This window comes from Rothia dentocariosa ATCC 17931, from assembly GCF_000164695.2.
Classification (GTDB): Bacteria; Actinomycetota; Actinomycetes; order Actinomycetales; family Micrococcaceae; genus Rothia; species Rothia dentocariosa.
On record NC_014643.1, the window covers coordinates 1,487,341 to 1,501,013 of the forward strand.

7 protein-coding genes and 1 pseudogene are annotated in these 13,673 nt (G+C 56.7%); all 8 read left to right on the forward strand.

The genetic code is table 11. The features are described from left to right. Nucleotides 1-59: 59 nt before the first annotated feature. The gene (locus HMPREF0733_RS06470; RefSeq protein ID WP_013398567.1) at nt 60-3,635 is read left to right on the forward strand and encodes a hypothetical protein; all 3,576 of its coding nucleotides are present in this window, start codon (nt 60-62) and stop codon (nt 3,633-3,635) included. A 13-nt stretch (nt 3,636-3,648) separates the two neighbouring features. Continuing rightward, nucleotides 3,649-4,353, forward strand: a complete 705-nt coding sequence (locus HMPREF0733_RS06475; RefSeq protein WP_013398568.1) for a nucleoside triphosphate pyrophosphohydrolase — start codon at nt 3,649-3,651, stop codon at nt 4,351-4,353. 462 nt (nt 4,354-4,815) lie between these two features. Further along, the gene (eno, locus tag HMPREF0733_RS06480) at nt 4,816-6,099 is read left to right on the forward strand and encodes a phosphopyruvate hydratase (RefSeq protein ID WP_004006066.1); all 1,284 of its coding nucleotides are present in this window, start codon (nt 4,816-4,818) and stop codon (nt 6,097-6,099) included. Nucleotides 6,100-6,424: 325 nt separating this feature from the next. Further along, the gene (locus HMPREF0733_RS10995; protein WP_244864663.1) at nt 6,425-7,351 is read left to right on the forward strand and encodes an FtsB family cell division protein; all 927 of its coding nucleotides are present in this window, start codon (nt 6,425-6,427) and stop codon (nt 7,349-7,351) included. A gap of 72 nt (nt 7,352-7,423) precedes the next feature. Continuing rightward, a pseudogene (locus HMPREF0733_RS06490) lies at nt 7,424-8,012 on the forward strand (DUF501 domain-containing protein). 141 nt (nt 8,013-8,153) lie between these two features. Next, nucleotides 8,154-9,110, forward strand: a complete 957-nt coding sequence (locus HMPREF0733_RS06495) for a Ppx/GppA phosphatase family protein (RefSeq protein WP_013398572.1) — start codon at nt 8,154-8,156, stop codon at nt 9,108-9,110. 40 nt (nt 9,111-9,150) lie between these two features. Further along, entirely contained in the window at nt 9,151-11,772 is a 2,622-nt protein-coding gene (locus HMPREF0733_RS06500; protein WP_013398573.1) for a S8 family serine peptidase, read from the forward strand. A gap of 453 nt (nt 11,773-12,225) precedes the next feature. Beyond that, on the forward strand, nt 12,226-13,608 hold the full coding sequence (locus HMPREF0733_RS06505) for an NAD(P)/FAD-dependent oxidoreductase (RefSeq protein WP_013398574.1): 1,383 nt from the start codon (nt 12,226-12,228) through the stop codon (nt 13,606-13,608). Nucleotides 13,609-13,673 lie beyond the last annotated feature (65 nt).

Genomic DNA, 13,673 nt, shown 5'->3' on the forward strand with positions numbered 1-13,673 from the left:
ACGTCAAAACCTGCGTCATACCCACTCACGAATAACATTTGCAGGATAAACTATAGGGGATGACCGAACCGCGCCGCATCATTGCGGGGCGCCGAACAGCTGACGAGTGGGAGAACTCTGTGGGATTCTTTGGAATCGGTAAGAAGAAGTGGGAAGAGCAGGCGAAAGCCGCCCAGGCTGAGGCAGAAGCACAGGCTGACGACGTAAAATCCGCCCTCCCTAACTCCGATGCAGAGGCATCGGATCGTACCCTCGCGGAACGTGTGAATGAACAGCAGCGCTGGGAGAATTCCCTACGCCGGTTTGTGCAGGCTGAGAGCACTCGCATGCAACAGGAAGAGCAGAAGAGCAAAGATACTTCTGACCTTAACGTCGATGCTTTGAAACAGTCTGCACAGCACAGCGGCTCTTCTGCTGAGCCTTCGGCATCCACAGCAGGCGAAGCTAGGACTTCCGGGTCAGCAGAAAGCAAGAAAACCGTGGGTGCCTCCTCACAGGCTGCGAACGCAGATGCCGCTCAGACGGGTTCTTTCACACAAGAATCAGTCCAGACATCCGACGCTTCTACCCCGAAGCGTGCACCCCAGATTTCTGAGTACCGCGCAACGAGTATGCCTGCGGATGCCTTTGAGACTAACTCTTCCGCCACTGCGGTTCCTTCATCAGATGCGGCATCTGTTTCGGGTACCGCATCGGTACAGAGCGAAGCAGGCTCCCAGAAACAAAACGTGCAGGACGCACATAAAGAATTTAACGAGACGAAATACGGCACCGAGCACGAGGGGAATACCTCCTCAGTATCCTCACACGCCGATGCGGCTGCTTCCCCGTCTTCTTCTGCAGAGAAAGAATCTGCGGACATCAAGACCCCGAACGTTGAGGATCGTGAGCGGGAGAAACTTGCCGCAGGAGTCGTGTCTACCGATGCCGAAGAGAAGCCTGCTTTCGTTCCCGCGCCCGGTGTTGAGTCTAAGAACTCAAACGATAAGAAGACAGCGAACGCCGACTCGAAGTCTACGCTTGAGTCCACACCCCAAGAATCCGAATCTGCTTCGGACGTAAAAGCCTCTGCACACGAGAAAAAGTCACCTAGCCCTGAGGCTCAGGCGACGAGCGGGGTGGAGTCTTCGGGCACCCCGTCAGCATCGAAGAAGTCCGACAAGATCGAGTTTGTCGGTTCGGGAGCCACGGGTTCCGCCAAACATCTTGATGACCGTAACGACCCTGAGACCTTGGCTCCCGGGAAGAATCGCAGCGTCGAAACTTCGGCTGAGAAGACCTCTGCCGAGAAGATGGCTGTACAGCACGAGAAGACCGTGGCAGATGAGGTCTCAGCCCACTCTTCCACAGATAAAGACTCCAAAAAACAGGACATTGAAAAAACTGCGCGCGATGAAAAAGCCTCTCAGAACGGCGCCGCAGTCGCATCATCACATGCAGCAGCATCCGTTGAAGGGAACGAAAAAGCGGAGGTTCTCACCCCCGAGAATCCGCTGCACGACCTTGTGACTGCGATGCGCGGCTACGGCTCCGGGAAGGTGTCATACGAACTGCGCCAGCTGGGCGACGATATGCACTACCGGATTTTCCATCGCGGCAGCGAAGTCGAACAGGGTGTTGTGGTTCCGACCGATGCGTGGTTCTCATCGATTGCCTCGCTCTACGTGCGAGCCCAGGACGCGGGCAGGGTGTGGAACCGTGCCCTTGTGGTAGCAAACCCCAGCGAGAACGGGCTGGTAGAGGTGCAGGCTTCGTACACGAACACCGCCGATGCATCGAGCTACACCACGGATTACGTTCTCGAAACGAGCGAGAAAGACTCGGCTTCACAGAAAGACTCATCAGCGAAAAGCGCCGAATCGGCAAAGTCCTCCGCCGACCAGAGCACTGCATCCACCGATGCTGCAGATCAGAAAACGTCGACCGCGAAGACCTCAGCGCTGGCTGATTCCTCCGATGATACCTCTTCGCAGAAGGAATCTGAGGTAAAGCTCGCTCAGGATAAGAGCGATGAACAAGCTAAGACCGCTGAGTCTCAGAAGGCGAAAGATTTTGACAACCACACCCAGAACGTCAAGTCTGCTGATGCCGACAAAGCCAATACTCAAGATTCACAGAAGTCTGAGAAATCCGAACATACCGTAGATTCCGAGAAGAAGCCCTCTGGCGCTCACGAAAAGGAGCAGGAAGTTTCGGCGAAGGCTCAGGCAGATACTGCAAAGTCTGATTCTGCTACAGCAGAATCGACCAAGAGCAGTTCAAGTGCGCTCGCTGCAGGTACCCTTGGCGCCGCAGGCGTGACAGCCGCCGGGATCGCGGCATCGTCGAAGAGCGACCGCGAGGATTCGCGCTACGAATACGATTATGATGCGGATCCGCAGAATGTCACCGGTCGTCACGATGCTCAAGCTGCTGAGCAGAGCAAGACCGAGATTGACAGTGCTAAAGCTGGTGCTGTCTCCGAGAAATCCGAGAAATCGGCGGTTTCTGGCGCATCTGCAGCCAAGGACTCTTCCGACTTCTCCACCCCCGAAGCTGAGGTAGAGAAAACCAAGGTTGAGAAATCTTCTGAAGACGAGGAAGAACTCAACAGCATGCAGGCGGCTTTGGCGACTATCGTGGCATCCTCCGAAGCAAAGAAGACTGCATCGAACGCGAAGGAAGACGCTGCGGATACTTCCGCTGCGGTGAAGACCTCGGGCACCGACTTGAAGTCCGCTGCTGATAAGACGAGCGAGGACTCACAGAAGGCGGCTGATTCCGAAAGCACCGTCAAGGCTGAGAGTGATGCCAAGACTGCTGCGGGTTACACCTCGGAGAATCAGAGCGCGAATGTAACTCAGGCTGCGGTGAAGGAATCCCAGGCTGGCACCACCAGTACCGACAGCTCCTCTGCACTGCCCAAGCATGTGGATGACCTCGCTCTCGTCCCCGAAGTCGAGAAGGACTCGCTGACAGGCTCGACCGACACGAAGCCTCAGGAATCGGCGTCGAATAAGCAGGATGCGCCTGCCGCGCAGACCGCATCCGCTGTTGCTGCTCAGTCCGGAGAATCAACTGTAAACGGTAAGACCGTGCAGCACGAATCTGCAGATCTGCCTCCCGCAGAGGCCGAGCCGGATACACCCGCGCATCAGGCACATTCCTCCGTGCTTGCTGGCGATGCGCTTGCCGAGGGTAACCTAGTACTTACCGATGCTAAGGTGATCGAGCATCTGGCACCGGTAACCGAAGCTCTCTTCGGCGAGAATGGCAGCGCCAAGGATGCAACGACCGTGTTGATCCGGGTGCGTTCGGTGGGCTCTTACTACGATGTGCTCACCCACGTGCGCCGCAACGGATTCTGGGAGCAAGTACGAACCTTCGAGTTAGTTTCGGAAGAAGATTTGGGTATTCCTACGCTCAAGGCCGATTCCTACAGCGAAGGTGAAGGGTCGCCACTCGCCATGAGCCTGACCTTCACCCCGGGCGTGCCCGTGCAGTCTGCATTCGACTACTCGAATGAGCAGGCTTTCGTACGGTACCCCCGCCAGCTTGAGGCCGATCGCTACGTAGAGGAACTGCGCATGTTCCCGCGTCTGGGGGCTAAGATTCCGGCGCATATGGCGAATGCTCTGACTCACTGGAGCATGTAGGAGAAGCCCGCCCGTGAATGAAGATAGAGCTTCTGAGAAAACGGTAGCTGAGGTTGCCGCACGCGCAGGGAAAGCCTTCGAGCGTCTGGTGCAGACGATGGCAACCCTGCGCGCCCCCGGCGGGTGCCCCTGGGATGCCGAACAGACTCATCAGTCCCTCATTCGATACCTCATTGAGGAATCCTATGAGGTCGTGGAGGCTGTCGAGGCACCCGAGGGTACAAACCTGCAGCTTCTACGCGAAGAGTTGGGCGATGTTCTGCTTCAGGTTCTCTTCCACGCCGATATTGCGGCGGCAGAACCGGGCGGCTTTACGATCGAGCAGGTTATCGAGGGTCTGGACGCAAAGCTTCACGATCGGCACCCGAATGTTTTCAGTGATTCTTCGGACGAGTCCCAGATGACCGCCGCCGAACAGCAGGTTTTCTGGGATGAGCTTAAGAAGACGGAGAAATCCGATCGAGGCCCACTTGACGGCATTCCCCCTCATCTTCCTGCGCTGGCCCTAGCGGAGAAGACGATTGCTAAGGCTCGCAAGGCCGACATTGTGCTGCCGCCGGAGCCTGTCTCCTTGGACGATGATCTTCCTTTTACCTATAGTGAGGAAGAATTCGGTGAGCTACTTTTTTCGCTTGTGTGCCGCGCGCGGCAGAATGGGCTGGATGCGGAACGTGCCCTGCGCACCTATACCCGTAAGTTTATTGAGTACAACCAATAGCCTCGTGACCGCAGAAGTGGGAGAGAGTATTTATCAGACACCTTTGGATGCGACAAGTCTTTCGCATCTAAAGGTGTCTGTTTTATGCCCTGAACATAGAGCTCCACTGGTTACATGAGTGGGTGGGGCATAAAGCACTGCACACCTGTGTTGCGTGATGTAGGAACCGGCTCTAAAGATGTTCAATCGTTTTAGTAGAGTGTGATAAAGAACTTTGTCGTTATCGGTTGGGGTTCGAATTGGTGCCTGCGGTGCGAGGACATGCTGCGTCCACAGGGGGAATGACTTTTGAGAGGCGAGTTTACAAGGGACTAAAGGTGTTGGATACCCTCAGGAATCGCAAAAAATCCCGTGGTAACTAGTGTGTTTGTGTGGGAGTTTTGGTAAAATTTAGGGCAACGGGACTCGCCCAACATCACAGGAGCGAGCCGTCATATCCTGTACTCTCTAAGGAGCAATTTCATGGCTGTTATTACCGCAGTTCACGCCCGTCAGATTTTGGATTCCCGCGGCAACCCGACCGTTGAGGTTGAGGTTCTGCTCGAAGATGGTGCTTTCGCACGTGCCGCTGTGCCTTCGGGCGCATCCACCGGCGAGTGGGAGGCAGTCGAGCGTCGCGATGGCGACAAGTCCGTATACCTAGGCAAAGGCGTTCTGGGTGCCGTCAAATCTGTTATTGAAGAGATTTCGGAAGAAATTATCGGTATCGACGCCGCTGATCAGCGTACTGTTGATGCAACCATGATTGCTCTGGACGGCACCAACAACAAGGGTAAACTCGGCGCTAACGCAATTCTGGGTGTTTCTCTGGCCGTCGCTAAGGCAGCCGCAGAGTCCGCAGACCTTCCCCTCTACAAGTACCTGGGTGGTCCCAACGCCCACGTGCTTCCCGTTCCCATGATGAACATCCTCAACGGTGGTTCTCACGCAGACTCCAACGTTGATATTCAGGAGTTCATGATTGCTCCCATCGGTTTCGAGAACTACTCGGATGCTCTGCGCGCTGGTGTTGAGGTCTACCACTCGCTCAAGTCCGTGCTGCACGACCGTGGCCTTTCCACCGGCCTGGGCGATGAGGGCGGCTTCGCACCGAACCTTGAATCCAACGCTGCGGCTCTTGACCTCATTATTGAGGCAATCGAGAAGGCTGGCTACAAGCCCGGTGAACAGGTTGCTCTCGCACTGGATGTTGCATCATCCGAGTTCTACAACGACGGTGCCTACGACTTCGAGGGTCAGAAGAAGTCTGCCGAAGAGATGAGCGCATACTACGCTGATCTTGTGGCGAAGTACCCGCTGGTTTCCATTGAGGATCCGCTGGACGAGAACGACTGGGCAGGCTACAAGACCCTGACCGAGCAGATTGGTGACAAGGTTCAGATCGTCGGTGACGACCTATTCGTGACCAACCCCGAGCGCCTTGAGAAGGGCATTAACGAGGGTGCGGCGAACGCTCTGCTGGTGAAGGTCAACCAGATCGGTTCGCTCACCGAGACCCTGGACGCTATGGAACTGGCACAGCGCAACGAATACCGCTGCATGGTTTCTCACCGTTCCGGCGAAACCGAGGACGTCACCATTGCCGACCTCGCTGTGGCGACTAACGCGGGTCAGATCAAGACCGGTGCACCCGCACGTTCCGAGCGCGTGGCAAAGTACAACCAGCTGCTGCGCATTGAGGAAGAACTGGGCGATGCCGCTGTTTACGCTGGCAAGTCAGCATTCCCCCGATTCAAGAAGGCGTAACGCGATAATATACGGACGGCTAGAACCGTATACATCATAATCTGGTGCTCTCGATTGGTACATTACCTGCGAGAGCACCAGATTTTTATCTTCTGTTTTTCTTCGTAGACTTCTCTCTAGAAGGGCGCATACGACGATGGCGCGCTTTATGGTTCTTGAACATGTATCCCTCCGAATCTAACAGCTCAGTTTTTTCCTAGGTGTTAGGGGAATGCACCCGCAATAGTTCGGGTATATCACTTTTTCGGGGGATAACTCCGTCTGAACGTTTACGGTAGCTTAGAATGGTAATCAGAGACTTAGGGGCAGGGAAGGAAAGCACTACATGATGGCTCAGCGCGACGGACGTGAACGACGCAAAAGCCCGGCGGGGCAGGAACCACGTCGAGGTCGCACCTCACGCGGCAGCCAGTCCGCTGCCGCGCGCGAAAGCCTCTCCGATGCGTCAGCATCCACCCGTAAATCCCGTGCTCGCAAGCAGAAGGCGCATAAACCCGGTTCATCCCGCACGACCAACACCGCAGATAAGCGGGCTCAGCAGAAGCCAACTGCGCGGCGCTCGAAGGCCACCCTGCCGCCCCCGCAGCCAGCGCATCGTGAATCGCACAATCAACAGGTTAAGTCCGCGAGCGTCAAATCTTCTGCACCTGCGGCGAAGGAACCCCACAGCACCGCAACCCATCGAACCGTTGAAGAACGCTCGTATTTGCAGCGCCCCGCCTGGATGCGCGCCGCTAACAGCTTCTTCGGTGCCCGTACCCGGGCACATCGCACCGATAGGGAACGCGATGCACGTGAACGCCGCATTCACCGCGAACACGATGAGGATGAGAATTACGAGACTCCCGTCGCGGCGCATCGCTTTAGCGGAAAATTTTTGGGCATTCTTATTATGATCGCAGTGCTCCTGCTGGGTACCGCATACCCGCTGACTAACTATGTTGATCAGCAGCGGGAAATTAACACTACCCGCGCCCGCATTGCTGAACTCAAACAGGAAAACGTGCAGCTTCAAGCCGAGAAAACCTGGTGGCAAGACGACGACTATGTGCGCCAGCAGGCGCGCAGCCGCCTATTCTATGTGGCGCCGGGCGATACCCCGTACACAGTCACCGGTATAGATTCGGATGACGGCCGGGCTGACAGCACCTCTGCCTCCGGGAAAAATGCTCCCGAAGATTCGTGGACGAACAAACTTTGGGGGTCCCTGAATGATGGTAAGGCTCCTTCGCCTAAACCTGCTGATAAGTAACGCCGGTACGGCTGTACACGTGAACTGTACTGTACGATAAAACCTGACGTACCGATTCTTCAAGAAAGATCTATGAGCACTGTAGAAGACCTCAAAAACCGCACCCCGCAGGGTTTCGGCGTTACCGTAGAAACCTTGACGCCCACCGACCAAGATATCCGAGTGCTCTCAGCACAGTTGGGCCGTACCGTGCGGGATGTTATTGAGATTCCCGCACGCTGCGTATGCGGTAACCCGCTTGTTGCCGCCACAGCGCCGAGGCTATCGAACGGAAGCCCGTTCCCAACCGTGTTTTACTTGGCGCATCCGGCGATTACTGCGGCCGCATCCCGCCTGGAAGCGGGGGGGCCTCATGTACGAGATGACCGATGCGCTCGCGGACGATACCGAACTTGCGAGCCGGTACACCCTAGCACACGAAAACTACCTAGCCGAGCGTGAGCGCATACGTCTGATCAGCGGAACCGATGAGGTGCCCGAAATTGAGAATATTTCGGCGGGCGGGATGCCCACGCGCGTCAAATGCCTGCATGCCGTGATTGGTCACACCCTGGCGGTGGGCCGCGGCATTAACCCTATGGGGGACTGGGGTCTGGATGAAATCACCGATTGGTGGACCCCGCAGGTTTGCGCATGTGAACCATCATGGCGGGATGCCTAATTTCAGCCATTTTTAATAACTTTGCCCGTGCCGTTCCCTGTAACCGGTACGGGCACCTAATATGTAAGTAGCTCGACGCATTAATCTGCGGCAGGCTAGATAACTTTAGAACCTCACGCCTTGCGTGGATTGGAGCCCATTATGCGTGTTGGCGCAATTGACTGCGGTACCAACTCTATCCGTCTTCTGATCGCTGACGCCAGCACCGAAACCGTTAACGGTCGCACGGTAACCCGTCTCAACGACGTGGTGCGGCAGATGCGTATCGTCCGCCTGGGGCAGGGGGTTGATGCCACTGGATGGCTTGCTCAAGAGGCCTTGGACCGCACTTTTGAGGCAACGCGGGAATACGCAAAACTTTTGCGTAAACACAAGGTCAAGAAGCTTCGTTTCGTGGCGACGAGTGCCACCCGCGATGCCGGAAACCGTCAGGTTTTTATGGATGGTATTCGTGACATTCTGGGCATTGAGCCCGAGGTGATTACCGGCGACGAAGAGGCGGAACTGTCGTTTGCGGGCGCTGTACTGGCGGTCGGTGCCGATGAGTCTAAGACCGTAGTTTTTGACCTGGGCGGTGGGTCTACCGAATTCGTGCTTGGGACCGAAGACGGTGTGCAGGCGGCAAGAAGCGTGAATATCGGATGCGTGCGCCTGACCGAACGGCATATGGCATCTGCTCCCGCAACCTCGGATCAGATTCAACGTGTTGAAGCTGACACCGATGCGGCAATCGACACCGTATTGCAGAGCGTTCCTCTCGAAAAGGCTACCCGGGCCGTTGCCGTTGCCGGTACTGCAACCACGATCGCTGCCGCGGCATTGGGGCTAAAGACCTATGATTCCGAGGCTATTAACGGTTCTTCCATCTCTGTAGATACGGTGCAGAAAACGGCAGAGATGCTGCGCTCTATGACCCGCGATGAGCGCGCCGCGCTGGGGTATATGCACCCCGGTCGAGTTGATGTTATTGGCGCCGGGGCTACCATTTATGCCCGTATCATGACTCGTCTGCGTGAGATCACCGAAGGAAACATCGATTCTGTGACGGTGAGCGAACATGACATTCTGGACGGCATAGCACTATCCCAGGTACGTTAAGCATGTACAACTAACACCCAACGACGGTAGGTACACAGGTATGACGCGTTCCAACCACATCGCCATGATGACGCGCACAAGCATACGTCGGGTCGTAGCGCTTCTCGGATGCGGGGCGCTTGCGACTAGCTTAGCCCTGTCCGGAGCTCCTGCATCTGCCGCTCCGACAGCCTCACCAACCCCTATAACGCTCACTCCCGCTGAAGCTGCCGTTCTAGGTAAGGACGACGTTCGTCAGCACGAATATTGGCTCACCGACTACAGGATTGTGGATGCGTGGAAACAATCGACGGGATCGGGCGTGACGGTTGCCGTCATTGACACCGGCGTCGACGGCACCCACCCGGATCTCGTAGATAACGTGCTGGAGGGTTATGACGCCTCCGGCGAGGGCTCTCCTAACGGTTGGCAGGGGCTGGGCGTAGAACCCATGCACGGCACCGAAGTTGCATCCCTGATTGCCGGTCACGGTCATAATGTTTCCGGTATTCCTAAGATTGCTGGTCAGCCCGGTAAACCTGCGGGCGTTATCGGCGTGGCACCGGACGCCAAGATTCTGCCTATCTCCCTTAACATGGTCTCGAATGCTGAGAAAAGTATTGATGAGCAGATTCCCGCCGCTGTACGTTATGCGGTAGATCATGGCGCGCAGGTAATCAATCTTTCTATCGGCTCGAATAAGACAACCTGGCCCAAGAGCTGGGACGATGCTTTTGCCTACGCCGAAGAGAAGGGCGTGGTCGTCGTAGCATCCGCCGGTAACCGTGGCAGCGGTATCACGCAGGTGGGTGCCCCGGCGACTATTCCGGGGGTACTGACGGTTGGCGGCGTGGACCGTCAGCGTGAGGCTTCCAAGGGATCTTCGACTCAGGGTATTTCTATTGGCGTGACGGCACCGAGCAACGATATGATTGCTGCCGTGCCGGGGAATAAGTACATGATATGGTCGGGGTCTTCGGCATCCGCACCGCTGGTTTCTGGTCTTGCGGCGTTGATTAAGTCTAAGTACCCCAATCTGAGTGCGGCTCAAATTATTCAGCGTATTACCGAAAGCGCCGACGACACCGGTGCTGCCGGGCGTGACCCGGTGTACGGGTTTGGCATCATAAATCCGCTGATGGCCCTGGACCCTTCAACCCCGCAGGATGCTACGGAGAATCCGCTGGGGTCGTTGAAGGCTTGGATCGCCGTACACCGCCGCCAAGAAGTACCTGCTCCGACTCCCGCCGATGCTTCGGCCACTCCGGTGCATGAAGAAGGCGAGACTATCGTTAAGGCGAAGATTCCAGAGCCCAGCCGACCGGTTGAGGATCGCGGATTTTTACCGTTTATCATCGTGGGCGCTCTCTTCGTCATTTTGGGGCTGCTCACGGTGCGCAGCGTTCGTCGTCTGCATCGCCTGCACGTTAATGTGCGCGATGTAGTGCCGCATCCTCATCTGCACCACGGTGAGCGAGAGAAAGCTTCACACTCTAAGCCTTCCGCAGTTTCGGTTGCTGCTCCGGAGGCTTCCGCACCGGTCGCTCCCGTTATTCAGCCGCCCGCTGCCAGCGCACCCCAGAGCCCCGAACCTGAGGTTGCTGTGCCTAATGCGCAGGCACAAACGCAGATTGCACCTGCACCTGTTTCCTCCTCGGCACCGGATGCCGCAGCCGCGGTACCGTCAGCACCCTCCGCTTCCGGGCTTCAACCTGAGGCAGATCAGAACTTACACAAACAGCAGGATGTGGCTGCAGTCCAGAAGAGCGTAGCCGCAGCGGGTACCGAGCAGAGCGCCGTGCCCACGCAACCTCCTGCCACCGTGCAGAACGCGGGTAATGTGGGTTCTGTACAGAATGCGGATACGGTACAGAACGTCGGCTCGACACAAAGCCTCGACACAGCGCAGCCAGCAGCATCAGGCTCGGTTGAACAGGCCCCGGTGTATCCAGAACAGCCATTACCGCAGACGCAGAAACCGGCAGAGCCTCAGCAGCCCGCCCAGCACAATACGGTAGCGCAGACTCCTGCCGCACCCGCGAAAGCGACTCAACCGGCAGACCAGGGGAATACGCCTGCGCCCGAGCAAAAACCCGTCGCACCTGAACCTCAGGAATCAGAAAAACCTGCCCTGGCTCAGACTGTAGCTCAGAGCGAGGGCGTATCTCGCACCCCGCAGATTCCCGCCGCCGAGCCGGTTAAGGACTCGACCGTAGGGCAGGAATCCTCCGATCCTGAAGCGTCACAGGTATCGGCAGATACGATCGGGAAAGCTTCGCACCGGCCCGCTCAGAAGACCGGTGCGGCACAGCATCGAGCCCACCGTTTAAGTAGGGGTCCGTTACCTCCGCATCGGAAACCTCGTCTGCCTCATATTTCCGGGATTAAGCGCCAAGTTCCGCAAACAGGTGTTCCAGATGTTCCTGACGAGGCAGCGAGTTCAGCATCCGTACAGAATCCTACGGGGCAGGACGGTCGCCCGGCCTCAGCACCGCGAAAGGTCGCTTCCGCCCAGAAGAAACACAGTACTCGCACGCCGCGCAAGAAGACGGCTAACTCGTCGTGCCTTCGTTTGCAGGGTGCCGCTTCGGGGCGTTCCTCAATACCCGCCGCGCCGGAATCCGGCGTTCCAGAGCCTTCATCGGCTCACGAACCTGAGCCACAGAACCCTAGCTCCTCATAGTGTGGTGAAAAGCACGCAGTTAATAAACAACTCAGATAAAAATGTGGAAGAAAACTTCGTGACTCCTAACACCCGGTCTGTGGGTAGAGCAAAGGTTTAAAACACCCTAAGGACGCGCTACATGATGCGGAACGCAACCCCACCGACGGAGCAGAACTTCGGCGCATAAACGCGAAGCGTTATCATTCATGAGCAGTTTTCCTTACTTCGCATGCCTACATAAATGTGTTTTCCTCGAGATAAACGCGTAAAATAGTGGTATACAACATGCAGGAAAAATAGTGTTTTCGCGTTTGCGGCACCGAGTGTCGAGGCTTGCGGAGAAAGCTTAAGAATTTCTGTTCGTTCACATGTCCATGTATCCTGCACCCCCGGGAAGCGCATGTGAACGTATCATTGAGTGCTCGCGCGCTAAAGCGTGGCGGGTAAACAAAATCTAGGAAGTAGCAATATATGTCGTTTCATAAGGCACAGGATCGTCCCCGTATTCTTATTGTCGGTGGTGGCTACGTAGGCTTTACCGTCGCCAAGAAAATTCAGAAGGCTATCAAGCAGACCGGTGGTGTGGTAACCATCGTAGAGCCTAACCCCTATATGACTTACCAGCCGTTCCTGCCCGAAGTCGCTGCGGGTTCGATGGAAGGCCGTAACGCTACCGTTCCGCTCCGCCAGCATCTGCGCGATACCGAGTTGATTCCTGGGCATGTTGTCTCCGTTAACCATGCAGAGCGTACCGCTACGGTCGAGCCTATCGACAATGGCGAACCCTTCGAGCTGAAATACGATGAGATCGTTCTTGGTGCTGGTGCCGTGACTCGTGCATTCCCAATCCCCGGTCTTGCCGAAGTTGCTATCGGCATGAAGACTGTCGAAGAAGCCGTCTCTGTGCGTAACTGGGTGCTGGAGCGTATTGAGGTTGCATCCGTACTTGATGACCCCGATGCACGCCGCCGTGCCCTGACCGTCGTCGTCGTCGGCGGCGGTTTCGCCGGTGTTGAGACCATCTCCGAACTGGAAGACATGGCTCGCGAAGCCGTTAATCGTAACGACCGTTTGAGCGTATCCGATCTGCGCTTCGTGATGATCGAAGCTGCGCCGCGCATCATGCCGGAGGTTCCCGAAGACCGCGCCGAGAAGGTTGTGGCTGAGCTTCGCGCTCGCGGCATTGAGGTTCTGCTCAATACCTCCCTCTCAGACGCTACCGACGGTCACCTGCAGCTCATCAACATGGCGGATAAGTCGCCCGCCGGTGAGATGGATACCGATACCCTCATTTGGACTGCTGGTGTTGCTGCATCGCCGATGCTCAAGAATACCGACTTCCCGATCGACGAGCGCGGACGCGTTCGCGTGAACGCAGATCTGCGTGTGGCTGGCGATAATGGCGTGGTCGAGGGCGCTTGGGCTGCTGGCGATAATGCTGCCGTTCCCGACCTTTCTGGAGGCGGCGTGGGCGGCTTCTGCGTACCGAACGCACAGCACGCATCCCGCCAGGCTTTGGTTCTCGCCAAGAATATTCTGGCATCACGCCGTGGCGAGCCTCTGACCGACTACTACCATGAGACCATCGGTGTGGTTGCCGGTCTAGGTCTGTGGAAGGGTGTTGCAAACTTCAAAGGCAAGACCTTTGCAGGTCCGCTCGCGTGGATCATGCACCGCGGCTACCACGGTTCTGCAATTCCCACGACCGAGCGTACTGTGCGCGTTATGACGACCTGGGCACTCAACCAGCTCTTTGGCCGTGACACCACGACGATTCGCCACCAACGTTCCCCGCGTCTCGCTTTCCAAGAGGCCACCGGAACGGCACCGGCGAAGACTAAGGCAAAGCTCTAAACGAGCCTAATAGCGTCGAAACCCGCAAACTAATGCTATTCTTAGTAGTGGTCTTGCGGGTTTAG